Source organism: Pseudomonas sp. P4_B4, from assembly GCF_056402255.1.
In genome coordinates this window covers 87,800-114,470 of record NZ_JBFUHS010000015.1, presented here as the reverse complement: position 1 = coordinate 114,470, position 26,671 = coordinate 87,800, and the positions used below count along the sequence as shown (strand labels likewise).

Genomic DNA, 26,671 nt, shown 5'->3' with positions numbered 1-26,671 from the left:
GCGGGGCTTTTTAGTGGGTGCGGATCAAGGTTGTGAAGCCAGGGCTTGCTCCACCGCTGCAATGAACTCGGGATCATCGGGCTTGGTCAGGCTGGAAAAGTTGGCGATCACCTTACCCTTGCGATCGACCACATATTTGTAGAAATTCCATTTTGGCGCACTACTCTGTTCGGCCAGCACCTTGAACAGATGGGTTGCGTCGGCGCCACGTACCGACTGCGGCTCGGTCATAGTGAAAGTCACGCCATAGTTGACGTAACAAACCTTGGCGGTTTCGGCACCGTCCTTGGACTCCTGCTTGAAGTCATTGGACGGAACACCCAGCACTTCCAGCCCCTGCCCTTTGTAACGCTGATTCAGCGCCTCAAGGCTTTTGAACTGCGGGGCGAAACCGCAGAAGCTCGCAGTATTGACCACCACCAGCGGCTTACCTTCATACCGCTGGCACAGGTCGATGGATTCCTTGGCGCGCAGCTTTTGCAGTGATCCTTGCAACAGCTCCGGGCACTCGGCCGCGTAGGCCAGCCCGGTAAACGTCACCAGCAACGCGGGGACTGCAATCCAGCGCATCAGCATGTCGGTGCATCCTTGATAATTCGTCAAAAGCGACGTTACTCGCCCTCGCCGCTCGCTAGCAAGCACCCATGCCCAACTGCATCAGCGCCAATCCGCCCTGATGCCAGCCCCACCACGACAACGCCAGCAATAAGGCGCAGACGGCGGCTAAAGCGATCCGCGACCAAAGACTGTTCATATCGCACTCATTTGTGATTGCAGACGCTCTACCGGCCGCTCACGCACCGGCCAGTTGAGGGCAGCGGCCAACAGGCTCAAGAGAATCGCGACCTGCCAGATCAAGTCATAGCTGCCGGTACGGTCGTACACCACGCCACCCAGCCAGCCGCCCAGGAACGAACCGAGCTGGTGAAACAGGAAAACAATCCCGCCGAGCATGGACAGGTTTCGCACACCAAACAAGGTCGCTACCGTGCCATTGGTCAACGGCACCGTCGACAGCCACAGGAAGCCCATGGCCATGCCGAACAGGTAAGCCGTGGTGGTCGTCACCGGCGCCCACAGGAACAACGCAATGACCACCGCCCGCAGCAAGTACAAACCTGTGAGCAGACGCGGCTTGGACATGCGCCCGCCGAGCCATCCAGCGGTATAGGTGCCGAAGATGTTGAACAGGCCGATCAGCGCCAGCACCGTGGTGCCGACCGTCGCCGGAAGATGTTGATCCACCAGATAGGCCGGCAAGTGCACGCCGATGAACACCACCTGGAATCCGCACACAAAAAAGCCGAACGCCAGCAGCCAGAATCCGGAGTGGGAGCAGGCTTCGCGCAGCGCTTCGCCAAGGGTCTGTTCGTGGCCCAGGACGGGCAGCGGTTTGTCCTTGAGCATGCTCACCAGCGGCACGATCAATGCCACCAGCAAGCCCAGCGCCAGCAGCGCCGCGGACCAGCCAAGCCATCCGATCAAACCGAGTGTGCCGGGCAGCATCGCGAACTGGCCGAACGAACCGGCAGCACTGGCGATCCCCATGCCCATACTGCGTTTTTCCGGCGGCACCGCGCGGCCGACCACCCCCAGAATCACCGAGAACGACGTGCCGGACAGTCCGATGCCGATCAGCAGGCCGGCGCTCAGGGACAAGGTCAGCGCCGAGTCGGAGAGCCCCATGCAGATCAGCCCGGCCGCGTACAGGACACCACCGATCAGCACCACTTTCGCCGCACCGAAGCGGTCGGCCAGGGCGCCGGTGAACGGCTGAGCGAGGCCCCAGATCAGGTTCTGCAGGGCGATGGCGAAGGCAAAGACTTCACGGCCCCAGCCGAACTCGGCGCTCATCGGCGCCAGAAACAACCCGAAGCCGTGGCGAACGCCCAGCGACAACGCAAGGATCAGCGCACTCCCCAACAGGACCCAGCCGCATGTACGCCACATCGATGTCATTGTTGTTCTCCGGTAGCGGGTATATACCCGCTTAAGATCGAAAAAACCGGCATCATGCCAGTTCATCCAGCAGCTTCAGTAAGATTTCGCGCTTCTCGGCCCCCAGGCGATCGATCAAGCGTTGCTGCGCGGCTTCCCAGGCCGGCAAGGCAGCCTTGAGGCGCTCTGCCCCGGCCTCGGTCAGCAGGACGATGCGGTTACGCATGTCCTCGCCCTCGACCAGCGTCACCAGGCCATCACCCTCCAGCACCCGCAAATTGCGCCCCAGGGTGCTGCGATCCAGGCCCATGGCCTCGGCCAGGGCCGAGATGCTCGGCTGATCCAGACGCTGCAGATTGCACAGCAAAGAATACTGCGCAACGTTGATCCCGAAGCCGTCGAGAGCGCCGTCGTAATGCCTGCTGACGCCACGGGCGGCGCGACGCAGGTTGATGCATAAACATTGGGAATCGAGCATGGTGCGTGTATATACCCGCGAGTCGGTTAAATCAAGTGGCATGGGGTTTGTTCAGTGATCAGGTGGTGCACCGAAGATCGCTTTCGCGAGCAGGTCGGATCGCCGCACCGTCGCTCCCACATTGGAATGCGATCAACCGTGGGAGTGAGCCTGCTCGCGATGAGGCCGGAACATTCAACACAACCCGATCAGGCCAGCGCCAAGCCTACCAGCACTGCAACTTCCAGCAACTCCAGCATAGCTCCCGCCGTGTCCCCCGTCGTACCGCCCAGGCGCCGCAACATCACCTGGCGCAGCCAGACAAACCCCAGCGCCGCCAACACCACCGCCAGCGCACCGCTGACGCCTGCGATCAACACACAAACCAGCGCGCTGACCGCCAACACCTGCTTGCCCGCCGAACGCGGAAGATGATCAGCCAATGCCTGGCCCAGGCCACCGACACGCACATAGGGCGTAGTCAGGAACAAGCCGAGCAATGCGCTGCGACCGATCAACGGCACGATGATCAATGCCAGCGAATGCGGCTGCTCGATCAGCGCCAGCAGCGCGGTGAACTTAAGCAACAACACCAGCACCAGCGTCACCACGGCGATCGGCCCGCTGCGCGGGTCTTTCATGATGGTCAGCGTGCGCTCGCGGTCGCCAAAACCACCCAGCCAGGCATCGGCGCTGTCCGCCAGGCCATCCAGATGCAAGCCGCCGCTGAGCAGCACCCAAACGCTCAGCAACAGCGCCGCGTGCAACAACGTCGGCGTGCCCAGCAACAGCCAGTTGACTGCCCACAGAATCGCGCCAAACAGCAATCCCACCAGCGGATAAAACAGCAGCGACCGCCCCAGCTCCCGGGGCTCAGGCATACCGGGCAGGCGAATCGGCAGGCTGCTGAGAAATTGCAGGGCGATCCAGAATGGCAGCATGATCAGAGCACTTCCTTCAACAAGCCCGCAGGCCCCACCGTCAGCGAAAACAGCGCGCCATGCCCGACCTCAACGTTGAGCAGTTGCTCACGTGGCAGCCCGCGCGCTTGTGCCAGCAACAGACGCATCACACCGCCATGGCTGATCAGCAGAGTGCGCTCACCGGCACAGGTCGCGTGCAAACGCTCCAGCGCTGCCAGCACCCGTGCCGAAAACTCCGCAACCGGCTCACCCTGAGGCGGCGTGAATGAATAAGGATCGGCCCAGAACAAGCCCAGGGCCTGCGCGTCGGTTTCCATCAACGCTGCCGCGCTCTGCCCTTCCCAGGCGCCGAAATGCAGCTCTTGCAGGTCTTTATCCAGTTGCACCGGCACGCCCAATTGCGCACCGAGCTCCTCGGCAAAGCGTGCACAACGCTGCAACGGCGAACTGACCAGCCGATCCCACGGCCCTTGCCCGACCACGGCGGCGCGCATCTGCGCCCAGCCAAAATCGGTCAACGCGTCATCGATACTGCCGCGCAAGCCGCCGCCAAGTTCGGTTTCACCGTGACGCAACAGATCCAGGTGCAAGGTCATGCCGGACGATCTGCCACGGCGGCTTCGGCGAAGGTCGCCATCTGCCCGTGCAGGTCGCAAGCCAGACGCAGCAGCGGCACTGCCAACGCCGCGCCACTGCCTTCGCCCAGTCGCAGGCCGAGGTCGAGCAAGGGTTGCGCGTCCAGGGTTTCCAGCACATGACGATGCCCCGGCTCGGCGCCGCGATGACCGAACAACAGCCACTGACGACATTCTGGATTCAAGCGCACTGCGACCAGCGCGGCGACGCTGCAAATGAAGCCGTCCACCAGCACCGCGACACCCTCTTGGGCACACGCGAGGTAGGCACCGACCAGCGCGGCGATCTCGAAACCACCGAGGTTGAACAGGGTCTGCAAGGCATCGTCACGCTGTGCGTCATGCAATGCCAGGGCGCGCTCGATCACCTGGGCCTTGTGGCTGACACCTTCGGCATTGAGCCCGGTACCAGGCCCGGTCAAATGCACCACCGGGCAATCGAGCAACGCGCACGCCAGGGCGCTGGCGGCGGTGGTGTTACCGATGCCCATTTCGCCACCGATAAACAACTGCGCACCGCTGGCAATTGCCCGCTGCACGCTGTCACGGCCGGCCTGCAAGGCGAGTTGCCCCTGGGCTTCGGTCATGGCCGGTCCTTGTACAAAATTTGCCGTGCCCGGGCCGACGTTAAGGTGGCGCACGCCCGGCAGGTTCAGCGACGGCGTTACCGTGCCAAGGTCAACCACCTCAAGGGAAGCGCCCAGTTGCCGCGCCAATACGCTGATCGCGGCACCACCGCTGACGAAGTTGAGCAGCATCTGCCCGGTCACTTCCTGGGGAAACGCCGACACGCCCTCGGCGACGACGCCATGGTCGCCGGCAAAAATCGCAATCCACACCTGCTCCAGGCTCGGCTTGACCCGTCCCTGCAATCCCGCCAGTTGCACCGCCACCGCTTCCAGCTGGCCGAGGGAGCCGGCTGGCTTGGTCAGTTGCTGTTGCCGCACCTGCGCCTGTTCGAACACTTGGGTATCGACCGGCTTGCACGGGTTCAGCCACCAGGATTGAGTCATAACGCAGTTCCTTTCAAAGTCAGGGGCAGGCCGGCGACGGTCAGGACGACACGCTGACAACGCTCAGCCAGAGCTTGATGCAGCCAACCGGCTTCATCGACATAGCGGCGAGTCAATTCGCCCAGCGGCACGACACCCATTCCGGTCTCGTTGCTGACAAAAATGATTTCACCCGGCAGCGACGCCAGGCAGTCCAGCAAGGCATCACGCTCGGCTTGCAAGCGCTCGGCATCGTCGAGCATCAGCAGATTGGTCAGCCACAGGGTCAGGCAATCCACCAGCAGGCAGCGCTCGGCACGGGCGGACTCACGCAGCGCCCGGGCCAGTTCCACCGGCTCTTCGATCAATGCCCATTCGGCAGGACGACGGGCGCGGTGATGGGCCACCCGCTCGCTCATTTCGCCATCCAGTGGCTGGCTGGTGGCGATGTAGGTCACGGCCAGGGCGCTGTCGATGGCTAGCTTTTCAGCCAGGCGACTCTTGCCGGAGCGGGCGCCGCCGAGGATCAGTTGGAGCATGGTTACATCCTTTCAAATGGGCGGTGTGGCCACCTCAGATTCCACAGAGTTCCCGCAACAGCCCGGTATCCAGATGCTTCTCCACCAGATCCGCCAGCCGCTCGATATCTCGCTCGCGCAAGGCGTGGTAATCCACGTCCTGCACCTCCTGCAAACCCGCCCAGCGCAGCAGCGCACTGCACGCCGCCGGCGATTCGAACAGCCCGTGCAGGTAGGTGCCGAAAATCTGCCCGTCAGCACTTTGCGCACCATCACAGCGGCCGTCATCCAGTTGCACGGCGGCGTTTTCCAGCGCCGGCCCGGTGGTCACGCCGGCATGAATTTCATAACCCGCAACAGGCGCATCTTCCAGCGCCAACCGACCACGCACATTGCGCAACTGCTTCTCTTGTTCGAGTTGAGTCTGGAAGGCCAATAGCCCCAAACCGGCGCTGGAACCCGGCGCACCTTCGAGACCCAGCGGATCATGTACGTGCTCACCGAGCATCTGCAGGCCGCCACAGATCCCCAGCAGTTTCCCGCCGTAACGCAGATGCCGGGCGATGGCAGCCTCCCAGCCGCTGGCTCGCAGGTACGCGAGGTCGCTGCGCACACTTTTCGAGCCAGGAAGAATGATCAGGTCGGCGGGCGGAATCGCCTGGCCGGGGCCGATGAATTGCAGGTCCACTTGCGGATGCAGGCGCAACGGATCGAAATCGGTGTGATTGCTGATGCGCGGCAGCACCGGTACCACCACCTTCAGCACCTGCTCGGCTTTATCGGCCTGGCGTTGATCGATGCCGTCCTCGGCCTCCAGGTGCAGGTCCATCACGTACGGCAGCACGCCGATCACCGGTTTGCCGGTGCGCTTTTCGAGCCAGTCGAGACCGGGTTGCAGCAACGCGATGTCGCCCCGGAAACGATTGATGACGAAGCCTTTGACCCGCGCCTGTTCGCTCGGCGACAGCAGTTCAAGGGTGCCTACCAGGTGGGCGAAAACCCCGCCGCGGTTGATATCGGCGATCAGCAGCACCGGGCAATCCACCGCTTCGGCGAAGCCCATGTTGGCGATGTCGCCGGCCCGCAGATTGATTTCCGCCGGCGAGCCTGCGCCCTCGACCATCACCAGCGGATACGCCGCGCTCAAGCGCTCGTGGGAGGCCAGCACCGCTTGCATGGCGATGGTTTTGTAGTCGTGATAGGCAACGGCATTCATGGTCGTGACAGCACGGCCATGGATGATCACCTGGGCACCGGTGTCACTGTTGGGTTTGAGCAACACCGGGTTCATGTCGGTGTGCGGTTCAAGGTGCGCGGCCTGGGCCTGTACCGCCTGGGCGCGACCGATCTCGCCACCGTCGGCGGTCACCGCACTGTTGAGGGCCATGTTCTGCGGCTTGAACGGCACCACCCTGACGCCTTGGCGGGTGGCCCAACGGCACAGCGCAGTCACCAGCGTGCTTTTACCGGCATCCGATGTGGTGCCCTGCACCATCAGCGTGGTCATTGGTTTTCCTTGGCGAAATCGTCGAACGCCTGCGCCAGTCGTACCCAGGCGATTTCGTCACCGGGCAAGCCGAATCGCAGGCTGCTGTTGTGCGTGAACAACCGCAGGAGAATGCCGCGCCGGGCCATGAACTCATGCAGTGCTTCGGCGCGCTCGGTGATCAGCCACTGGAACAGCGCACAACCGCCCTGAGGCTTGAAGCCGTATTGCTCCAGCAACGACGCCAGGCGCTCGCTGGCTTCTTCGGCGCGCACCCGTTGCGCCGTATGCGCCTCGGTATCGCGCAGGCAGGCCTGGCCCACGACCCGGGTTGCCCCGCTCACGGCCCAGGGCCCCACTTGTTCAGCGAGCAACTTGAGCAACTTGCGCTCGGCCAGCACAAACCCCAGGCGCACACCGGCCAGGCCGAAAAACTTGCCGAAGGAGCGCAAGACGATCAGCCCGACTTGATGGGCAAACGGCGCCAGGCTCAGTTGCGGCGTGTTATCCATGAACGCTTCGTCCACCACCAGCCAGCCACCGCGCTGGGCCAGTCGCGTGTGCCAGTCGAGCAGGCGACTGGGCGTCAGGCTCAGGCCCGTGGGGTTATTCGGGTTGACCACCACCAGCACGTCGAAACTGTCGATAAAGAAGTCGACTTCCTGCTCCAGCACTTCACGCACGATGTAGCCGTTGCGACGCCACGCCTCGGCGTGCTCGGCGTAACACGGCGACAGCACGCCGACCTTACCCGCCCGACGCAATCGCGGCAGCAGTTGAATCGCCATTTGCGAGCCGGCCACCGGCAATGCCTGCAGGGCGCCGTAGTAATCACAGGCAGCCTGCTCCAGATCATCGTCCGCCTCCGGCAAACGGGCCCAGGCCCGTAGCGGAATATCCGGCACCGGAAACGGCCAGGGCGCAAGCCCCGTGGACAGGTCCAGCCAGTCGGCTTCATCTATGCCGTATTCGAGCGCCGCCTTGCGCAGTCGCCCACCGTGTTCAAGCATAAAATTCGGCCCCCAGGCAGAGAATCAGCAGCCATAACCATACCCCGCGCTGGACCAATTGCCAGCCCCGGTCAATGGAGTCGGCATCCGCCGGCACGCCTTCGCCCAACTGCGGACGCTGATGCAGTTCGCCGTGATAAATCGCCGCCCCACCCAATTCGACACCAAGGGCACCCGCCCCTGCCGCCATCACCGGGCCGGCGTTCGGGCTGTCCCAGGTCGGGCCCTGGTTGCGCCAGCACTTCAACGCCAGGCGGGTTTTGCCCAGCAACGCGTAAGTCAGTGCCACCAGGCGCGCAGGAATGTAATTGAGCACATCGTCGACCTTCGCCGCCGCCCAGCCGAACCGTTCGAAGCGCTCATTGCGATAACCCCACATCGCATCCAGCGTATTGCTCAGGCGGTAGAGCACCACGCCCGGCGCACCCGCCACGGCAAACCAGAACAACGCCGCGAATACCGCATCGCTGCCGTTTTCCAGTACCGACTCGGTAGCGGCGCGGGCGACCTCGGTTTCATCCAGTTCGCTGGTCTGGCGACTGACCAGATAGCTCACGCGCGTACGCGCCGCTTCCAGGTCATTACTGCGCAGGGCCTTGGCCACAGGCGTGACGTGCTCACCGAGGCTGCGCATGCCGAGGGCGCAATAGAGCGCGAGAATCTCGACGATCCAGCCGACATAAGGCGCCCAGGAAAATGCCGTGACCAACAGCGTCAGCGGCAACACGGCGATCACCCACGCGGTGACGCCATGGCTGCGCCAGCCGCGACCGCCGCCGTTGAAACGTTGCTCGATGCGCTCGGCAAAACGGCCGAACGCCACCAGCGGATGCCAGCGTTTGGGTTCACCCAGCAGCGCATCCAGCGCGACCGCGGCGACACTCAACAACGCCACACTCATTGACTCACTCCCCAATAATTTTCATACAGCAATTCATGTAGCGGACGCGCCTGCGCCCAGCCTTCGAGCACCAGCATCGGCGCCGGGTAGAACTCCTTCACCGGCCCAAGGCACAGCACCGCCAGCGGCTTGGCTCCCGGTGGCAACCTCAACAAATCGGCCAGGGCTTGCGGTTCGAACAGCGACACCCAGCCCATGCCCAGCCCTTCGGCGCGGGACGCCAGCCACAGGTTCTGGATCGCGCAGGACAACGAAGCCATGTCCATTTCCGGTAAGGTGCGGCGGCCGAAGATATGCTGCTCGCGGTCGTCCATCAGCGCGGCGACCAGTACCTCGGCACAATCGTTGATGCCTTCGACCTTGAGCTTCATGAACTCATCGCTGCGCTCGCCGAGGGCTTCGGCGGTGCGGATGCGTTCTTCTTCCACCAGGGCCTGGATTTGCCCGCGCAAGGTGCGATCAGTGATGCGAATGAAGCGCCAAGGCTGCATCAGGCCGACACTGGGAGCCTGGTGTGCGGCTTCGAGCACGCGCCGCAGCAATTCGGGCTCGACGGTGCCGCCGCTGAAGTGACGCATGTCGCGGCGCTCGGCGATGGCACGATAGACCGCTGCGCGTTCGGCCTCAGAGAATTCGTTGTCGCTCATGACCGCTTCGCGAGCAAGCCCGCTCCCACATTTGAAAGTGAGCTGCCTGAAGAAACGCAATCCCCTGTGGGAGCGGGCTTGCTCGCGAAGGCGGCTTCAAGGTCCGGCGCAAACAGCGCGGCAATCGCCGAAGGGTTCGACGGAAAATAAAAGTGCACATAGGAGGCAGTCATCCGCCCCTCACGGTAAACCGCCTCCGCTCCGCGCCCGCCGTTAGGGCTCAAGCCACGGGCAATCGGCGCCAGTTCAGTGGTGGTCAGCGAATGGTGATAGGTGTGTCCGCGCAGCGAACCTTCCGGCAATTCCACCGCTTGCAACGCCAGTGCTGCCAGACGCTTTTGCATGACCGCATCACCGGCCAGCAAGCCAACCAGCTCGGCGCGAGTGCCCTCGACATCGGTCAGGGAATCGAGCAGATACAGCATGCCACCACACTCGGCAAGCAACGGTTTGCCTGCCCGGTGGTGGGCGCGGATCGCATCGAGCATCGCGGTGTTTTGCGCCAGCGCAACATGGTGCAGTTCCGGGTAACCGCCCGGCAGATACAGGCTGTCCGCCTCCGGCAACCCACTGTCGCGGATCGGCGAGAAGAACGACAACTCGGCGCCCATCGCCCGCAGCAGATCCAGGCTCGCGCCGTAGGTGAACGCAAAGGCTTCATCACGGGCCACGGCAATGCGCACACCGGCCAGCAGCGGTTCGGCCGCGATGACATCGGGGGCGGCGAACTCGACTGCCGGCGGCAATGCGACCTCGCAACTGCTGGCCAGGGCATCGGCGGCCGCATCGAGGCGCATGTCGAGATCGTTCAACTCACTGGCCTGCACCAGCCCCAGGTGCCGGCTCGGCAATTCGATCCCGGTTTCCCGGGACAGCGCGCCGTACCAGCGCAAACCTTCAGTCAGGCTGCCTTCGAGCAGTTGCGCGTGGCGCAGCGTACCGACACGATTGGCCAGTACGCCGGCGAACGGCAAGTCCGGCTGATAACGCGCCAGCCCCAGGGCCAATGCGCCAAAGGTCTGGGCCATGGCGGTGCCATCGATCACCCCCAGCACCGGCACACCGAAATGCCGCGCCAGATCGGCGCTCGACGGCGTACCGTCGAACAGCCCCATGACGCCTTCGATCAGGATCAGGTCCGCTTCAGCGGCGGCTTCCCACAGCAACCGGCGACTCTCCTGCTCGCCGACCATCCACATGTCCAGCTGATACACCGGCGCACCGCTGGCGCGTTCGAGGATCATCGGATCGAGAAAGTCGGGGCCGCACTTGAACACACGGACCTTGCGCCCCTGATTGCGATGCAATCGGGCCAGCGCCGCGGTGACGGTGGTCTTGCCCTGGCCGGAAGCCGGCGCGGCAATCAGTACCGCCGGACAGTGCCGAGGCTGACTCACAATTCGACGCCTTTCTGCGCTTTGATCCCGGCCTGAAAGGCGTGTTTGATCACACCCATTTCGGTGACGGTGTCAGCCATCTCGATCATTTCCGGCTTGGCGGCACGACCGGTGACCACCACGTGTTGCATCGGTGGTCGGGCCTGCAAGTCGCTGAGCACCTGATCGAGATCGAGGTAGCCGTGCTTGAGGGCGATGTTCAGCTCATCCAGCACCACCAGGCCGATGGCCGGATCGCGCAGCAGTTGCTGCGACACCGCCCAGGCGGCTTCGGCGGCGGCGATGTCGCGCTGGCGGTCCTGGGTTTCCCAGGTAAAACCTTCGCCCATCACATGAAAACGCACCTGCTCGGGAAAGCGCCGGAAGAACAACTCCTCCCCCGTGCTGTTGCGGCCCTTGATGAACTGCACCACGCCGCATTGCATGCCGTGCCCCATGGCGCGGGCGAGCATGCCGAAAGCCGAACTGCTCTTGCCCTTGCCATTGCCGGTCAGTACGAGCAGCAGGCCACACTCGTTCGGGGAATTGGCGATGCGCTCGTCGATCACGGCTTTTTTGCGCTGCATGCGCGCCAGATGGCGTTCGTCACGATCGTGGGTATCAGTCATGGGGGAGCTCTCCGTTGAGGCAGGAATAACGGCGGGCAGGCACAAGAATAGAAGGCAAAAAGCCTGGCATCGCCCACCGTGATGCCGCTGGATGAATCAGGCCGGTCTCCGGGCTCATGAGTGGCGCGGGGCCAGACTGTGCGCCTTCCCGCATCAAATCGACACAGTGGCATCACACACAGTTTTCACTCATATACCGTTGCGGGGGCAGCGCCGGAATTGCGGGCCTTCGACCAACAGAAGGACTCACTCACCGGTTTCCCTGTTTCACTCTATCGACCCAAGCCACAGAGCACCTGAAACAAGCCGCGAAGGTTAGAGGGTTGGGGGTGGAGCGTCAATTAAAGCCGGGCGGCCATCGACCGAATAACTGCCATCAATCAATAAACTGACGTCAATCTTGTGCCACGCTCTCAGCAGTGATATCAAAGAGCCACAAACTCACAACACAACAACAAGGGTGAGCCCATGCAAGGCATGATCATCAGCAATCCAAAGATGGAATTCCTGCGCCCGGTGCTCGAGCACTGGTTCGAATGCATCGACCGTTACAACGCTGTCCGCGGTGATGGCGACACACCGTACTGGCACGACGAAAAGGCCAATCTCGGACTGCTGTCTGCCGCCGCCTGGATGGCCGAGATGGTCACGCTGCAACAGACGCCCACCCGCAAGCAGACCGAAGAAGGCGAACGCAACAGCCGCGCCGACCTGCTCCTGGCCTCGCCCGAAACCCGCGCCTACATCCAGACCAGCCAGCGCTGGCCACGGGTCAACAACCTCAATCTGACCCAGGCCTTGCTCGACATCGCCAGCGATGCGAAGCGCCTGAGCCACGCCAGCGACCTGAAACTCGGCTACCTGTTCGTCGCCCCGCAAAAAGCCCAGCAGGGCGCCACACCGGAAGAACTTCAGGACATGGTCGATGACCTGCAAAAGGAACACAGCTGCGCTGTCGCCTGGTATTTCCCTTATGCCTACCGCAAGTTGCGCAACGAAGCCGGCAACTATCACCCCGGCATTGCGGTGCTGTTCAAGGAAGCACGTGGCTGAGGGTTGAACCATCGGACGACAACGCTTCTCTATGATTAGAACAAGGCATTCATAGGGAAGACCAGCATGCGCACGCCCCCGCTCGTTCTCGTTATCGCGCTCTGCGGAGGGCTCGCCGCTTGTGGCGAGACCTCCCGCCTGCAAGTCTCCGACGGTACCGGCCCGTCACCCCAACTACCAGAACCCAACAAGACACTGGTTCCGACCGTGAACATCGCCCCGGCCATCGGCTGGCCACAAGGTGCGAAACCCGTCGCCGCCACGGGCACTCAAGTGACCGCTTTTGCCGAAGACCTGGATCACCCCCGCTGGCTTTATGTGCTGCCCAATGGCGACGTGCTGGTGGCGGAAACCGCCGCGCCACCCAAACCCGAAGACGGCAATGGCATTCGCGGCTGGGTCATGAAGAAAGTCATGGGGCGTGCCGGCTCTACCGTGCCCAGCCCGAACCGCATCACGTTACTGCGGGACAAGGATCACGATGGCTTCGCGGAAACCCGCACAGTGTTTCTGCAAAACCTCAATTCCCCCTTCGGCATGACGCTGGTCGGCAACGACCTGTACGTGGCCGACACTGACAGCCTGCTGCGATTCCATTATGAAAACGGCGATACGCAGATCAAGTCACCAGCCATCAAGGTGATTGACCTGCCGGGCGGCCCTCTGAACCACCACTGGACCAAAAACGTCATTGCCAGCAAGGACGGCAGCAAGCTGTACGTCTCCGTGGGTTCCAACAGCAACGTCGCCGAAAACGGCATGGACAAGGAAGAAGGTCGCGCAGCGATCTGGGAAGTGGACCGTGCCACGGGCCGGCACCGGATCTTCGCCTCCGGTCTGCGCAACCCCAACGGCATGGCCTGGGAACCGCACAGTGGCGCGCTGTGGACCGCGGTCAACGAACGGGATGAAATCGGCGGCGATCTGGTACCTGACTACATCACCTCGGTGAAGGACGGCGCGTTCTATGGCTGGCCGTTCAGTTACTACGGCCAACATGTCGATATTCGCGTTGAACCGCAAAACCCGGACCTGGTGGCCAAGGCTATCGCTCCGGACTACGCCGTCGGCCCGCACACGGCGTCACTGGGCCTGACCTTCGCCGAAAACAGCAAGTTGCCGCCGCCGTTCACCCAAGGGGCATTCATCGGGCAGCACGGCTCATGGAACCGCAACCCCCGCAGTGGCTACAAAGTGATTTTCGTACCGTTCAGCGCAGGCAAACCTGTCGGAAAGCCCGTTGAAGTGCTCACAGGTTTTCTCAACGACAAGGAACAAGCCATGGGCCGCCCGGTGGGCGTGGTGATCGACCGGCAGGGTGACTTGTTGGTGGCCGATGATGTGGGGAACAAGGTGTGGCGGGTGTCGGCAGTAAAATAAATTTCCAACTGCCTACATATTCCCCTGTGGGAGCGGGCKTGCTCGCGAAGGCGATGTATCAGTCAACAGATGTGGCGTCTGACATTGCGCATTCGCGAGCAAGCCCGCTCCCACAGGGTTCAGGGTTCTAGCGTTTGCGACAGAGTGTGAGCCCGTCACCCAGCGGCAACAACGACAGATCCACCCGCACATCGTCCTTCAACGCCAGGTTGAGTGCCTGGATCGCCCGGGTGTCCGCGCTCTCGGGGCTGGCCTCAAGCACGCGCCCACTCCACAGCGTGTTATCGAACACCGCCAGCCCGCCGACCCGCAGCAATCCCAGGGCATGTTCCAGATAAGCCGGGTAGTTGGCCTTGTCGGCATCGATGAACACCAGGTCGTACTGCCCGCCCTGCCCTTGTCGCTCAAGCTCGGCGAGGGTTTCCAGGGCCGGGGCCAGTCGCAGGTCAATCCGCCCGGCGAGCCCCGCTTCTTGCCAGTAGCGCCGTGCGATAGCGTTGTAGTCGCCGGGGATGTCACAGCAAATCAGCGAACCGTCAGCGGGCAATGCCGCCGCCATGCACAGGGCGCTGTAACCGGTAAAGGTGCCGACTTCGAGCAAGCGCCTGGCCCCCGTCAGTTTCACCAGCAAAGCGAGAAACTGCCCCTGCTCAGGCGCCACCTGCCAGCGCGCCATTGGCAGCGCCTGGGTCTCATCGCGCAAGCGCTTGAGCAGTGGTGTTTCGCGCAGGGAAACATCGAGCAGGTATTGGTACAGGGCGTCGTCAAGATTAAGCGTGCGAGCAGTCATGACCAGCAGCTCCGAACGTTACGGGTTGCGCGCCAGATGTTCAGGCTGCAGAACACGCTTGGCGCTCAGATAAGCCTTTTGCCAATAAGCCTTGGACAAGCTGTCGAGCTTCACAGTGCCGCCGGTGGCCGGCGCGTGGACGAAGCGCCCCTCTCCCACGTAGATGCCGGCATGACTGACCTGGGATCCGCCATTGGTGGCGAAGAAAATCAGGTCACCGGTTTGCAGGCCTTCCTTGCCCACATTCGCCGCTTGCATGGAGATCATCTCGCGAGTGGTGCGCGGCAAGGCAATGCCGGCGACATCGCGGTACACGTAAGCGATCAGGCCGCTGCAATCAAACCCGGAATCCGGCGTGTTGCCACCCCAGCGATAAGGTGTACCCACCAGGCCAAGCGCGCGAAACAGCACGTCTTCCGCCTCGGGTGAAAAAGCTTGTGAGGAGCCAAATACGATAGGAGCGCGAACCACCGGTGCAGGAGGCGGTGTGCGGCTGGCGCAGGCACTGAGCAGCGCTGCGAAGAACATGATTGCGAGGCGGGCCGACGTCGTCATAAGCAGAGCATCCTGATCTGGCTGCGGCTTTTTCTGCAGAGAGCGCAGAAAAGAAAACCGCCTGCGTGGGACGCAGGCGGTTTGCCATCATTCGTAGATCAAGATTCTAGCGGCTACGCGACAAACTTCAAGTAAGACTTTAAGTTCGCGTTACAAAATGTCCGCTTATTTACGTGCAGTGACGATTGGCGACGCGTTCGGTGCCATCGCCAGGGCGCGCTTGGCTTCGATGAAGGTCTTGCTCCAGTAGCTGTCGCCCAGGCTATCGATGCGCACACCACCGCTGCGGCGGCTGCTGGAGTGGATGAACTGGTTGTCACCCAGGTAGATCCCGGCGTGACTGACACGACCACGACGGCCGTTGGTTGCAAAGAACAGCAGGTCGCCCGGCTCAAGCTTGCTGCGCGAGACCAGCGGAGCGTCCACGTTGATCATTTCGCGGGTGGAGCGTGGCAGGTTCATGCCAGCTTCTTCGCGGAACAGGTAACCGATGAAACCACTGCAATCGAAGCCGGCTTCAGAAGTACCGCCGAAACGGTAACGGGTACCGATCAGGGACATGCCACGTTCGAGGATGCTGTCGGCCAGGACCGGAAGCTGGTAGGACTTGCCGCCAGCGAAGTCTGCGAGTTCTTTTTCGGTAGCCAGTTCTTCCTGAAAGAGAGCGGAAGACTGAGCGGTAGCAGAGTTTTGAACCTGTTGTTGCGGGGCTTGCTGGGACACCGGAGTGTGGGCAGCGCAACCGAACAACAGGGTGACGAGTGCGAGAGGCACGAGGGGTGCGAAGCGATTTAGCATGGGCACGACCGTGGCTGAAAGTTGTAAAGAAGCCGAGACTATGCCCGCTATCATCCTCATTTGCAAATTCAATCGATCTTTTTGTGACTTATCCGTTTCTCGTTTACATCTAAGCGCTTAAGCCCATTTTAAACATACACGCAGCCTGCAACCTTGCAGGAAAGCGGGGTTTCTGGCGCCTGCAATATGCCGAACTCGCTAAAAGCCCCGGTTTCAGTGGGTTTACCAGCCGAGGGTTTCTTTCAAAAACGGGATTGTCAGCTTGCGCTGAGCCTGGAGGGAGGCCTGATCGAGACGCTCGAGCAGCTCGAACAGCGCACTCATGCTGCGGGTACCGCGAGTCAAAATGAAATGCCCGACTTCATCGGTCAGATGCAGCCCGCGACGGGATGCGCGCAATTGCAGGGCACGCAATTTGTCCTCATCGGACAGCGGGCGCATCTGGAAGATCAAGGCCAGGGTCAGGCGGGATTTGAGATCCGCCAGCTTCACCGGCAACTCCCGAGGGGATGTCGATGCGGCAATCAGCAAGCGTCGACCGCTGTCGCGCAAGCGATTGAACAGATGGAACAGCGCCTCTTCCCAGTCCGCACGCCCGGCAACCACTTGCAAATCATCCAGGCAGACCAGTTCGTACTGTTCGAGGTTGTCGAGGATTTCAATGCCGCGATCGAGCAGCTCGGCCAGCGGCAGATACACCGCCGGCTCGCCCAATTGCTCGAAGCGCAGGCAGGCGGCCTGTAACAGGTGCGTACGCCCTACCCCGTCCTTGCCCCAAAGGTAGATCAGGCTTTCGGTCCAGCCGGCGTCGGCTTCGCACAGCCGCTCGACATAGCCGAGTGCAGCGGCATTGGCGCCTGGGTAGTAGTTGATAAAGGTGGCGTCGTCACGCAGACGCACACCTAGGGGCAGCTGAATCGGTTTCATGCTGACTGAACAGTTCCAAAGGAACCGTTAGTGGCCTCTGTGTAAAGTTTGCGAAGTTTATACCCGTGAAGCGGACCGCACAATGCGACAGACCACAAGCAAAATCAAAGGTTTGCGTTAACGCACCGGTTTTGTGGCAGATTCTCTGGCAGTGCATGTAACTGTCGCATGAAGCAAGCAGGCTGACTTGGCACGAACCCGGGCAGCCTGCCATCACCTATCGACGCCTCTTACACCTGCGGCTCGTCGACACTCCCGTAGATTTCAGAATCCTTATACAAATCATGTACATGCCGCACCAGAACCATGATCACCGCGGCGACCGGCAATGCCAGTAGCACACCGGTAAAGCCAAACAGCTCACCACCGGCCAGAATCGAGAAAATCACCGCCACCGGGTGCAGGCCAATCCGGTCACCGACCAGCAAAGGGGTCAGCACCATACCCTCCATCGCCTGGCCGACCATGAACACCGCGACAATGCCGAGCATCGGGTAAAGATCACCACCGAACTGGAACAGCCCCGCAAGCAGCGCCGCGCCAATGCCGATGATAAACCCCATATACGGCACGATCGCTGCCAAACCCGCAATCAGGCCAATCAGCAAGCCCAATTCCAATCCGACCAGCATCAGGCCTGCTGCGTAGATCACACCCAAGGCCACCATTACCAGCAACTGTCCACGCACGAACGCTCCGAGCACTTCATGGCATTCACCCGCCAGCGATACCGCGCGCGCTTCACGATCACGGGGCAGCAGACTGCGGACCTTGGCCATCATCAGGTCCCAATCCCGCAACAGGTAGAAGCTCACCACCGGAATCAGCACCAGATTCGCCAACCAGCCAATCAACGCCAGCCCCGAAGCAGTGGCATGACTCAGCACCACACCGACAACATCAGTAGTCTGACTCATATGTTCGCTGATGGCGGCCTTGAGCTTGTCGAACTTCCAGAAACCGTCCGACAGGCCGAACTTCGATTGCGCCCAGGGCAACGCCGTGTGCTGTAGCCAGTCGAGCATCTGCGGAGCCAGCTCATACAAACGAAACAACTGCCTGGCGAGCAACGGCACCAACACCAACAGCAGCGCGGTGAAGATCAATGTAAACAGGGTAAACACCGCCACGACACCCCAGGTTCGAGACAGACCTGCCTTCTCCAGTCGATCCACCAGCGGGTCGAACAGGTAGGCCAACAGCAGCGCCACCAGGAACGGCGTCAGGATCGGATGTAACAACCAGACAAACGCACAAAGCAGGACCACCCCACCGAGCCAGAACCAACGCCGCGTATCGGCCATGAACCACTCCATTGCGTCTATATAAAGAAAGAAAAACTACCAGCGAAAACGCAATTGCGGGGTCGGGGCTGGCGCGGCGGCTGGCACCGAGCCGCCAGTGGCTGGCTGAATTGGCGCTACCGGGGTCGGGGCCTGCCCCGCCGGTGCTTCCTGCAGCCTCGCCAGCGACAGTTGTGCACGCAGTTGATCGGCGCTGCCACTGACCCGATAGAGAATCCGGTCGCCCTCGACACTTTGCACACGCCCGCCAAATGGCTCCAGCAAACGCCCGAGCGCCGCGTAGTGCTCAAGATTCATACCTTGCACTTCCAGCAGTTGCTCGCTCGAAGCACCGGGTTTGGCGACAAACCGCGGCGCCAGGCGCTCGTTGACCGCCAGCATCACCGCATCAGCCACGGCAGCCTGATCGACGCCCTGCACGGTGCCGGCCTCTTTCTGATCGCCCAGCCACAGGCGCCACTTGGCTTGCCACTGCCCGCCCTCTTCCTGGGCGTGTACCGCGAGCAAGGCGTCGGCGTTGTAACGTTCCGATGCGGCATGCAATGGGGCGGGATCTGCGCCTTCCAGATTCGGCGCGGTCGCGACGATCTGTTCGTTCAGGTCCGCCAACGGCAAACGCAATGGCAAGCCACGGTGCTGGGCAGCCCGACGCAGCGGCGCCGCGCTGGCCTGGCCGTCGCCCACCAGGCTTGAACCTTCGGTGGAATCATTCAACCACCAGCCGAGGATCGACGGCCGATTGGGCCCCCACATGGCCAGGCCGGCACGGCGCAAGGCCTGCTCGGTGGTACCCGGGTCGAAATCGACTTTCAGGACTTCCGGCGGCCCGGCCTCAAAGCCGTATTGGCTGATGATCTGTTGCGGGTCTTTGCGAATCGCTGCCAACCCGGGACTTTGAGCAGCCTTGGGGTCGCCGGTCAGGCGCAACACCAAGGTGTCCAACGCACGCTGAGTCGCCTGGTCGCGCTCCTCGGGCGACTGGCCAGTCACCGGCTCGCGCACCTGGTAAAGGCCTTTGACGGTTTCGGCGTGACTGACCAGGCTGACCACTGACAAACAACTCACAAGCAAGAATTTACAAAAACGCATGGAAGATTCCTGACGACAAGAGCGGCTGGAACAGACCGCATGAAGACGATCGAGCAAGACTGTGACCCTTGCCCGACGCAAAACATTCACACGTCCCGGGTAAGTTTTCGCACTGTCATAACGATAGACGGTTAATCGCGATACCTTATACAGCCATGCAGGATGCCACCGACACCGCACATTAACGGTTTTTTTTGACCGGATATGGCCCTGCTGTCGGCCTGAGGATGGCCGCTGCGGCTCAAGCCTGATAAAATCGCGCGCCTTCGCAGACCGGCAACAGCCGGGTAGTGTCCGAATAGCGCGCATGGTTCTCGCCTACGCAGTTTCGGCGCTCCCGACGGACTCGGTCGTTACCCAGAAATCCCCCCCCTAAAGGCCTGGATCATGAGCAAGCAACCCTCCCTGAGCTACAAGGACGCCGGTGTAGACATCGACGCCGGTGAAGCATTGGTCGAACGCATCAAGAGCGTCGCCAAGCGCACTGCGCGCCCGGAAGTCATGGGCGGCCTGGGCGGTTTCGGCGCCCTCTGCGAAATCCCGGCCGGCTACAAGCAGCCTGTGCTGGTTTCCGGTACTGACGGCGTCGGCACCAAGCTGCGCCTGGCCCTGAACCTGAACAAGCACGACAGCATCGGCATCGACCTGGTTGCCATGTGCGTCAACGACCTGGTGGTGTGCGGCGCCGAGCCGCTGTTCTTCCTCGACTACTATGCAACTGGCAAACTGAACGTCGACACCGCTGCCCAGGTTGTGACCGGCATCGGCGCTGGCTGCGAACTGTCGGGCTGCTCGCTGGTTGGCGGCGAAACCGCTGAAATGCCGGGCATGTACGAAGGCGAAGACTACGACCTGGCCGGTTTCTGCGTCGGCGTCGTGGAAAAATCCGAAATCATCGACGGTTCCAAAGTCGCTGCCGGCGATGCCCTGCTCGCCCTGCCGTCTTCCGGCCCGCACTCCAACGGCTACTCGCTGATCCGCAAGATCATCGAAGTGTCCGGCGCCGACATCGAAAACACCCAGCTCGACGGCAAGCCGCTGACCGACCTGCTGATGGCCCCGACCCGTATCTACGTGAAGCCGCTGCTCAAGCTGATCAAGGAAACCGGCGCGGTCAAAGCCATGGCCCACATCACCGGTGGCGGCCTGCTGGACAACATCCCGCGCGTGCTGCCAAAAGGCGCGCAAGCCGTGGTTGACGTGGCCAGCTGGAACCGTCCTGCAGTGTTCGACTGGCTGCAAGAGAAAGGCAACGTTGACGAGAACGAAATGCACCGCGTGCTGAACTGCGGCGTGGGCATGGTCATCTGCGTGGCTCAGGAGCACGTTGAAACCGCCCTGAACGTCCTGCGCGAAGCTGGCGAGCAGCCTTGGGTCATCGGCCAGATCTCCACCGCTGCCGAAGGCGCGGCTTCGGTTGTACTGAACAACCTCAAGGCACACTAATGCAAGAGCGGATGTCTCAGACCTGTGATGTGGTGGTGCTGTTGTCCGGCACCGGCAGTAACTTGCAGGCCCTGATCGACAGCACGCGGACCGGCGACAGCCCGGTCCGCATCGCTGCGGTGATCTCCAACCGCGCCGACGCCTACGGCCTGCAACGCGCCAGGGACGCGGGTATCGACACCCGCTCTCTGGATCACAAGGCTTTCGAAGGTCGCGAGGCCTTCGACGCCGCGCTGATCGAACTGATCGACGCCTTCAATCCCAAACTCGTGGTACTGGCCGGATTCATGCGCATTCTCAGCGCTGGCTTCGTACGCCACTATCAGGGCCGCCTGCTCAATATCCATCCCTCGCTGCTACCCAAATACAAAGGGTTACACACTCATGAGCGCGCGCTGGAGGCTGGCGACACCGAGCACGGCTGCTCCGTGCACTTCGTCACCGAGGAACTCGATGGCGGACCACTGGTCGTACAGGCTGTAATACCGGTAGAGTTACAGGATTCGCCGCAGAGTCTGGCGCAGCGGGTCCATGTTCAGGAACACCTGATCTACCCGATGGCCGTACGCTGGTTTGCCGAAGGTCGTCTGGCCCTCGGCGAGCAAGGTGCTTTACTGGATGGACAGTTACTCGCGGCCAGCGGCCACTTGATTCGAAACTAGGAGATTTTATGCGTCGCGCCCTGCTCTTCGCTTGCGCTCTGCTCGCCTTGCCCTTCGCCCAGGCGGCAGACCTTCAACCTTTCTCCGCCAGCTACACCGCCGACTGGAAACAGCTGCCCATGAGCGGCACTGCCGAGCGCAGCCTCGAAAAAACCAGCGACGGCAAATGGAAACTGAGTTTCAAGGCGTCGATGATGATCGCCAGCCTGTCCGAGGAAAGCACGCTGACCCCGGACAAGGACACGCTTCTTCCAGAGTCCTACCACTTTGAACGTGGCGGTTTGGGCAAGGCCAAGAAATCGGATCTGGATTTCGACTGGAACACCAAAGTGATCACCGGCACCGATCGTGGCGACGCGGTCAAGGTTCCGCTGAACCGCGGCATGCTCGACAAATCCACCTACCAACTGGCCTTGCAGCACGACGTTGCCGCCGGCAAGAAAAGCATGAGTTATCAGGTGGTCGATGGCAATGATGTAGACACCTATGACTTCCGCGTGCTGGGCTCGGAAAAGGTCGACACCAAGGCCGGCAAGATCGATGCAATCAAGGTTGAACGTGTACGCGACCCGACACAGAACAAACGCATTACCGTGATGTGGTTCGCCAAGGATTGGGATTACCTGCTGGTTCGCCTGCAACAAGTCGAAACTGACGGCAAGGAGTACAACATCATGCTCCTGAACGGCACGGTCAACGGCAAGGAAGTCAAAGGCAGCTGATTCGGATCGATACCATGAAGCCCCGCCATTGCGAGGCTTTTTTGTGAGTTCGAAAATTGGAACACCCGACAAGCGCGATGGCTCTATACCTTCAAGGTCTTTTTTGATCGAATGAGTTTTCCTGTCGCCTGCGAGGTTTGCCATGTCTGTTACCGTCAATACCGTCTCCGCCGAAGGTTTTCGCCACAGCGTCCAGATCGATGACCATGAACTCTTCGCTGACGTGCCCGTCACGGCGGGCGGAGAGGGCTCGGCGCCAGAACCGCACGATTATTTCGATGCCGCGCTGGGTGCCTGCAAAGCCCTGACCCTGAAACTGTATGCCAGGAAGAAAGACATCCCGTTGACCGGTGTCGGCGTCGAGGTCAAGCGCGACAACAGCCAGGAACAGAAAGGCCAGTACGCGCTGCACGTCAAACTGACCCTCAAGGGTGTACTCACCGACGCCCAGCGCGATGAGCTGCACCGCGTGGCCGATCGCTGCCCGATCCACAAGCTGATGACCACGTCTGAAATCAGCATCGAAACGCATTTGTCCGAAGGCGCGTTCAGCCAATAGCGGCAAGGGCTGCGCAAGCGGGTTATGCTCGAATGCATCACCCGCTCAGCTTGGAACGCACCATGAACACTCCGCTCGTGATCCGCCCCCGCACCGAAGATGTCGAAGGCCAGCCGATCCTCCGCCCGCTGCCATCCGCCAAGTGCCGCAGCGTCGGGCCATTCGTGTTTTTCGACCACATGCTGGAAACCCGTTATCCACCGGGCAAAGGCATGAACATCCGCCAACATCCGCACATTGGCCTGTCCACCCTCACCTACTTGTTCCAGGGGCAGATCCAGCACAAGGACAGCCTCGGTTCCGATCAAGTGGTCGGGACTGGCGACGTCAGCTGGATGACAGCCGGCAGTGCCATTGCCCACGTTGAACGCACGCCCGAGGCCCTGAGAGAAAGCGGCTTCACGATGCACGGCTTGCAGATCTGGCTGGCTTCGCCCAAGGATAAAGAACAAGGTCCGGGGCATTACAGCCACCATCCGGCGTCCACCTTGCCGGTCAGCGAAAACCTGGGGGTGAAGATTCGCATGATTGCCGGGTCAGGCTTTTGCCTGGAATCGCCAGTGCCGGTGCTTTCTCCTACGCTGTACGCGGAATTGCACCTGCAAACGGCGACGACATTGCTCATCCCCACCGAGCATGAAGAACGTGCGCTGTATGTGTTGAGCGGCGAGGTGCAGCTGGATGGCGAGCCGATAGAGCCGTACTCGCTGGTGGTACTGCCTGCCGGGGAAGAGATGACCCTGTTTGCTGAAAGCGACAGTCACGCCGTTTTGTTCGGCGGTGCTCCGCTGGACGGGCCACGGCGGATCAACTGGAATTTTGTCGCGAGCGATCCGGCAGCGATTGATGAAGCACGCCGGCGTTGGGCGGCCGGGGACTGGCCGACAGTGCCGGGGGAAGTTGAGCGGATCGAATTGCCCTGAGATTTTAGTTGCCCGTGAAACCGCCTTCGCGAGCAAGCCCGCTCCCACATTTGATCGGGTTGATCACAAGATTTGCAAACAATGCAAATCCCTGTGGGAGCGGCGGTGCGACGATTCGACTTGCTCGCGAAGAGGCCGGTTCAGACACTGACAAAGTCGGTGCCTGACACCAGATCAACCCTTGAACACTTCATCCAGCAAGTTATGCATCGACGTGAAGGCCCGGGCAGCCACCTTGGCGTCATACATCATCATGCCCGGCACCTTGGCGTGCGGGTCGGTGAACGAGTGGAATGCACCGCCGTAGCTCAGCAACTGCCAATCCACACCCGCCGCGTTCATTTCATCTTCGAACGCCGGCAACTGCTCCCTCGGCACCAGTGGATCGGAGGCGCCGTGCAATACCAACACCTTACCCTTGATGCTTATCGCATCGGCCGGATTCGGTGTGTCCAGCGTGCCGTGGAACGACACCGCGGCCTTCACCGGCGCGCCGGTACGGGCAAACTCCAGGGCGCAGCAACCGCCGAAGCAGAAACCGAAAGTGGCCAGTTTCGCAGTATCGACAGCCACTTCACCCTGGCTTTGCAGCTGTTCGAACGCCACCTGCATGCGCTTGCGCAGCAATGGGCGGTCATTCTTCAATGGCATCATGGCCGCGCCGGCCTCGTCATTGTTCGTCGGACGAACCGATTGACCGTAAAGGTCTGCGATCAACACCACATAACCCTTGGATGCCACCGACCTGGCGATCTCCTCGGCACCGGCGCTGACGCCCATCCAGTTCGGCGCCATCAACAAACCCGGGCGCGGGCCTTTATGGTCGGCATCGAAGGCCAGACGGCTTTCGTAAGCCTGGCCGTCAATCTGATAGGCAACGGAACGTACAGTGATTTGGCTCATTTCTGACTCCTAATGTTTTAGCACCGGAATGAAAAAACCCGCCGAAGCGGGCTTTTCTACAACACAGTCAGGCCGATAGCTCGACCAACAGCTTGTTCAGACGGCGCACATAGGCCGCCGGGTCTTTCAAGCTGTCGCCGGCCGCCAGGGCCGCCTGATCGAAGAGGATGTGCGACAGGTCGCCGAAGCGCTCGTCGCTCTGCTCGTTGTCGAGCTTCTCGATCAGCGGGTGCGCCGGGTTGAATTCGAAGATCGGCTTCGAATCCGGAACCTTCTGGCCGCTGGCTTCGAGGATCTGGCGCATCTGCAAGCCCAGGTCCTGCTCGCCGATGGCCAGGATTGCCGGCGAATCGGTCAGGCGATGGGACACCCGAACTTCCGCAACGGATTCGCCCAGCGCGGTCTTCAAACGCTCGACCAGACCTTCTTTGGCCTTGGCGACTACTTCCGCGGCTTTCTTGTCCTCTTCCGAGTCCAGGTTACCCAGGTCCAGGTCACCGCGCGCCACGTCGACGAAGCTCTTGCCGTCGAAGTCGCTGAGGTAGCTCATCAGCCACTCGTCGATGCGGTCGGTCAACAGCAGCACTTCGATGCCTTTCTTGCGGAAGACTTCCAGGTGCGGGCTGTTTTTGACCTGGGCATGGGTTTCGCCGGTCAGGTAGTAGATCTTGTCCTGACCTTCCTTGGCGCGCGCCAGGTACTCGGCCAGGCCAACAACCTGCTCGCCATCGTCGCCATGGGTCGATGCGAAACGCAGCAGGCCGGCGATTTTTTCCTTGTTGGCGAAATCTTCTGCCGGGCCTTCTTTCATGACCTGACCGAAGTTTTTCCAGAAGCCCTTGTATTGCTCAGGCTCGTTCTTCGCCAGTTTTTCCAGCATGTCCAGGACGCGCTTGGTCAGCGCCGACTTCATCGAGTCGATGATCGGGTCTTTCTGCAGGATTTCCCGCGACACGTTCAGCGACAGGTCGTTGGAGTCGACCACGCCCTTGATGAAGCGCAGGTACAGCGGCAGGAAGGACTCGGCCTGATCCATGACGAACACGCGCTGCACGTACAGTTTCAGGCCTTTCGGCGCTTCACGCTGGTACAGGTCGAACGGCGCACGGGTCGGCACGTACAGCAGCGAGCTGTATTCGAGCTTGCCTTCGACCTTGTTGTGGCTCCAGCTCAGCGGGTTTTCGAAATCGTGAGCGATGTGTTTGTAGAACTCCTGGTATTCCTCGTCCTTGATCTCGGTACGCGGACGGGTCCACAGAGCGCTGGCGCGGTTGACGGTTTCCCATTCAACGGCCGGTTGCTCTTCGCCTTCGGCGGCTGCCACTTCTTTCGGCAACTCGATCGGCAAGGCGATGTGGTCGGAGTACTTCTTGATGATGTTGCGCAGGCGCCAGCCATCAGCGAACTCGTCTTCACCGGATTTCAGGTGCAGGACGATGCGAGTGCCACGCTCGGCCTTGTCGATGGTCGCAACTTCGAAATCGCCTTCGCCCTTGGACGACCAGTGCACGCCTTCGCTGGCAGCGCTGCCGGCACGACGGCTGTACACATCGACTTTGTCAGCGACGATGAATGCGGAGTAGAAACCGACACCGAACTGGCCGATCAGGTGCGAGTCTTTCTTCTGGTCGCCGCTCAGGTGCTTCATGAAATCGGCGGTGCCGGACTTGGCGATGGTACCCAGGTGGGTGATCGCGTCTTCGCGGCTCATGCCGATACCGTTGTCTTCGAGGGTGACGGTTTTAGCGTCCTTGTCGAAGCTCACACGGATTTTCAGTTCGGCGCCACCTTCCAGAAGCTCTGGCTTGGCCAGGGCTTCGAAACGTAATTTGTCGACAGCGTCAGAGGCGTTCGAGATCAATTCGCGAAGGAAAATTTCCTTGTTGGAATACAGCGAATGGATCATGAGATGCAGCAGCTGCTTCACCTCGGTCTGGAAGCCCAGGGTTTCCTTTTGAGTTTCCACACTCATGGTCATCAAACTCCAATCAGATGGCATAAGCCGCGACCTTGAGGGTCGACGGCGGGTTGTCCTCAGAGTTTGGGGC

General features: G+C 61.4%; 29 protein-coding genes and 1 riboswitch. Of the genes, 7 read left to right on the top strand and 22 right to left on the bottom strand.

Features of this window, described 5'->3' with window-relative positions; genetic code table 11:
• Positions 1-24: 24 nt before the first annotated feature.
• From AC1DVE_RS17255 to cobO, 14 genes are all read right to left on the bottom strand, one after another.
• Complete coding sequence (locus AC1DVE_RS17255; RefSeq protein WP_223533800.1) at positions 25-576, bottom strand: glutathione peroxidase; 552 nt, start codon at positions 574-576, stop codon at positions 25-27.
• 55 nt (positions 577-631) lie between these two features.
• Entirely contained in the window at positions 632-754 is a 123-nt protein-coding gene (locus AC1DVE_RS17250; RefSeq protein WP_263287484.1) for a hypothetical protein, read from the bottom strand.
• Positions 751-1,959: an MFS transporter gene (locus AC1DVE_RS17245; protein WP_151213332.1), complete on the bottom strand. Its 1,209-nt coding sequence runs from the start codon at positions 1,957-1,959 to the stop codon at positions 751-753. The genes AC1DVE_RS17250 and AC1DVE_RS17245 overlap by 4 nt, the downstream gene beginning before the upstream one ends.
• A gap of 52 nt (positions 1,960-2,011) precedes the next feature.
• Positions 2,012-2,416, bottom strand: a complete 405-nt coding sequence (locus AC1DVE_RS17240) for a MarR family winged helix-turn-helix transcriptional regulator (protein WP_223455967.1) — start codon at positions 2,414-2,416, stop codon at positions 2,012-2,014.
• A 188-nt stretch (positions 2,417-2,604) separates the two neighbouring features.
• Positions 2,605-3,336: an adenosylcobinamide-GDP ribazoletransferase gene (locus AC1DVE_RS17235; RefSeq protein ID WP_223455931.1), complete on the bottom strand. Its 732-nt coding sequence runs from the start codon at positions 3,334-3,336 to the stop codon at positions 2,605-2,607.
• 2 nt (positions 3,337-3,338) lie between these two features.
• The gene (gene cobC / locus AC1DVE_RS17230) at positions 3,339-3,914 is read right to left on the bottom strand and encodes an alpha-ribazole phosphatase family protein (protein WP_223455932.1); all 576 of its coding nucleotides are present in this window, start codon (positions 3,912-3,914) and stop codon (positions 3,339-3,341) included.
• On the bottom strand, positions 3,911-4,966 hold the full coding sequence (gene cobT, locus AC1DVE_RS17225; protein WP_223455933.1) for a nicotinate-nucleotide--dimethylbenzimidazole phosphoribosyltransferase: 1,056 nt from the start codon (positions 4,964-4,966) through the stop codon (positions 3,911-3,913). Before cobT ends, cobC begins: the two co-directional genes overlap by 4 nt.
• Entirely contained in the window at positions 4,963-5,484 is a 522-nt protein-coding gene (gene cobU / locus AC1DVE_RS17220; RefSeq protein WP_223455934.1) for a bifunctional adenosylcobinamide kinase/adenosylcobinamide-phosphate guanylyltransferase, read from the bottom strand. Before cobU ends, cobT begins: the two co-directional genes overlap by 4 nt.
• A 34-nt stretch (positions 5,485-5,518) precedes the next feature.
• Positions 5,519-6,970 carry a cobyric acid synthase gene (locus AC1DVE_RS17215; RefSeq protein WP_477784064.1) on the bottom strand — a complete coding sequence of 484 codons (1,452 nt, stop codon included), beginning with the start codon at positions 6,968-6,970 and terminating at the stop codon, positions 5,519-5,521.
• Complete coding sequence (gene cobD, locus AC1DVE_RS17210; protein WP_223455936.1) at positions 6,967-7,959, bottom strand: threonine-phosphate decarboxylase CobD; 993 nt, start codon at positions 7,957-7,959, stop codon at positions 6,967-6,969. Before cobD ends, AC1DVE_RS17215 begins: the two co-directional genes overlap by 4 nt.
• Positions 7,952-8,860 carry an adenosylcobinamide-phosphate synthase CbiB gene (gene cbiB / locus AC1DVE_RS17205; RefSeq protein ID WP_223455937.1) on the bottom strand — a complete coding sequence of 303 codons (909 nt, stop codon included), beginning with the start codon at positions 8,858-8,860 and terminating at the stop codon, positions 7,952-7,954. Before cbiB ends, cobD begins: the two co-directional genes overlap by 8 nt.
• Entirely contained in the window at positions 8,857-9,507 is a 651-nt protein-coding gene (gene bluB / locus AC1DVE_RS17200) for a 5,6-dimethylbenzimidazole synthase (RefSeq protein WP_223455938.1), read from the bottom strand. Before bluB ends, cbiB begins: the two co-directional genes overlap by 4 nt.
• On the bottom strand, positions 9,504-10,904 hold the full coding sequence (locus AC1DVE_RS17195) for a cobyrinic acid a,c-diamide synthase CobB (RefSeq protein WP_223455939.1): 1,401 nt from the start codon (positions 10,902-10,904) through the stop codon (positions 9,504-9,506). Before AC1DVE_RS17195 ends, bluB begins: the two co-directional genes overlap by 4 nt.
• Positions 10,901-11,512, bottom strand: a complete 612-nt coding sequence (gene cobO / locus AC1DVE_RS17190) for a cob(I)yrinic acid a,c-diamide adenosyltransferase (RefSeq protein WP_477784063.1) — start codon at positions 11,510-11,512, stop codon at positions 10,901-10,903. Before cobO ends, AC1DVE_RS17195 begins: the two co-directional genes overlap by 4 nt.
• Before the next feature lie 82 nt (positions 11,513-11,594).
• A riboswitch (cobalamin riboswitch) is annotated at positions 11,595-11,827 on the bottom strand.
• A gap of 153 nt (positions 11,828-11,980) precedes the next feature.
• Here cobO and AC1DVE_RS17185 point away from each other — a divergent pair.
• Complete coding sequence (locus AC1DVE_RS17185) at positions 11,981-12,565, top strand: hypothetical protein (protein ID WP_477784062.1); 585 nt, start codon at positions 11,981-11,983, stop codon at positions 12,563-12,565.
• Positions 12,566-12,631: 66 nt separating this feature from the next.
• Positions 12,632-13,945: a PQQ-dependent sugar dehydrogenase gene (locus AC1DVE_RS17180; RefSeq protein WP_223455942.1), complete on the top strand. Its 1,314-nt coding sequence runs from the start codon at positions 12,632-12,634 to the stop codon at positions 13,943-13,945.
• 127 nt (positions 13,946-14,072) lie between these two features.
• Here AC1DVE_RS17180 and AC1DVE_RS17175 read toward each other — a convergent pair whose 3' ends face one another.
• The 6 genes from AC1DVE_RS17175 to AC1DVE_RS17150 form a co-directional block, all read right to left on the bottom strand.
• Positions 14,073-14,735 (bottom strand): class I SAM-dependent methyltransferase, encoded by a 663-nt coding sequence (locus AC1DVE_RS17175; RefSeq protein ID WP_223455943.1) that lies wholly within the window; start codon positions 14,733-14,735, stop codon positions 14,073-14,075.
• A gap of 18 nt (positions 14,736-14,753) precedes the next feature.
• Complete coding sequence (locus AC1DVE_RS17170) at positions 14,754-15,290, bottom strand: C40 family peptidase (RefSeq protein WP_223447824.1); 537 nt, start codon at positions 15,288-15,290, stop codon at positions 14,754-14,756.
• Positions 15,291-15,455: 165 nt separating this feature from the next.
• Positions 15,456-16,088, bottom strand: a complete 633-nt coding sequence (locus AC1DVE_RS17165) for a C40 family peptidase (protein ID WP_223533584.1) — start codon at positions 16,086-16,088, stop codon at positions 15,456-15,458.
• 222 nt (positions 16,089-16,310) lie between these two features.
• A complete protein-coding gene (gene hda / locus AC1DVE_RS17160; protein ID WP_007984552.1) occupies positions 16,311-17,015 on the bottom strand; it encodes a DnaA regulatory inactivator Hda in 705 nt (234 codons plus the stop codon).
• Between the two features lie 230 nt (positions 17,016-17,245).
• Complete coding sequence (locus tag AC1DVE_RS17155) at positions 17,246-18,319, bottom strand: AI-2E family transporter (RefSeq protein ID WP_223455945.1); 1,074 nt, start codon at positions 18,317-18,319, stop codon at positions 17,246-17,248.
• A gap of 36 nt (positions 18,320-18,355) precedes the next feature.
• A complete protein-coding gene (locus AC1DVE_RS17150) occupies positions 18,356-19,408 on the bottom strand; it encodes a DUF2066 domain-containing protein (protein ID WP_477784061.1) in 1,053 nt (350 codons plus the stop codon).
• Positions 19,409-19,795: 387 nt separating this feature from the next.
• On the opposite strand from AC1DVE_RS17150, the gene purM reads away from it, so the two are divergent.
• From purM to AC1DVE_RS17125, 5 genes are all read left to right on the top strand, one after another.
• Positions 19,796-20,854, top strand: a complete 1,059-nt coding sequence (gene purM, locus AC1DVE_RS17145; RefSeq protein ID WP_223455947.1) for a phosphoribosylformylglycinamidine cyclo-ligase — start codon at positions 19,796-19,798, stop codon at positions 20,852-20,854.
• An 11-nt stretch (positions 20,855-20,865) separates the two neighbouring features.
• Complete coding sequence (gene purN, locus AC1DVE_RS17140) at positions 20,866-21,516, top strand: phosphoribosylglycinamide formyltransferase (protein ID WP_223447827.1); 651 nt, start codon at positions 20,866-20,868, stop codon at positions 21,514-21,516.
• A gap of 8 nt (positions 21,517-21,524) precedes the next feature.
• The gene (locus AC1DVE_RS17135) at positions 21,525-22,238 is read left to right on the top strand and encodes a DUF3108 domain-containing protein (RefSeq protein ID WP_223455948.1); all 714 of its coding nucleotides are present in this window, start codon (positions 21,525-21,527) and stop codon (positions 22,236-22,238) included.
• Positions 22,239-22,380: 142 nt separating this feature from the next.
• Complete coding sequence (locus AC1DVE_RS17130; RefSeq protein WP_223533585.1) at positions 22,381-22,797, top strand: OsmC family protein; 417 nt, start codon at positions 22,381-22,383, stop codon at positions 22,795-22,797.
• A gap of 62 nt (positions 22,798-22,859) precedes the next feature.
• Positions 22,860-23,720, top strand: coding sequence for a pirin family protein (locus AC1DVE_RS17125; protein ID WP_150814883.1), 861 nt, complete (start codon positions 22,860-22,862; stop codon positions 23,718-23,720).
• Between the two features lie 174 nt (positions 23,721-23,894).
• Here AC1DVE_RS17125 and AC1DVE_RS17120 read toward each other — a convergent pair whose 3' ends face one another.
• Both AC1DVE_RS17120 and htpG read right to left on the bottom strand, forming a co-directional pair.
• Positions 23,895-24,623 carry a dienelactone hydrolase family protein gene (locus AC1DVE_RS17120; protein WP_223533586.1) on the bottom strand — a complete coding sequence of 243 codons (729 nt, stop codon included), beginning with the start codon at positions 24,621-24,623 and terminating at the stop codon, positions 23,895-23,897.
• A gap of 67 nt (positions 24,624-24,690) precedes the next feature.
• A complete protein-coding gene (htpG, locus tag AC1DVE_RS17115) occupies positions 24,691-26,595 on the bottom strand; it encodes a molecular chaperone HtpG (protein WP_223533587.1) in 1,905 nt (634 codons plus the stop codon).
• Positions 26,596-26,671: the final 76 nt, after the last annotated feature.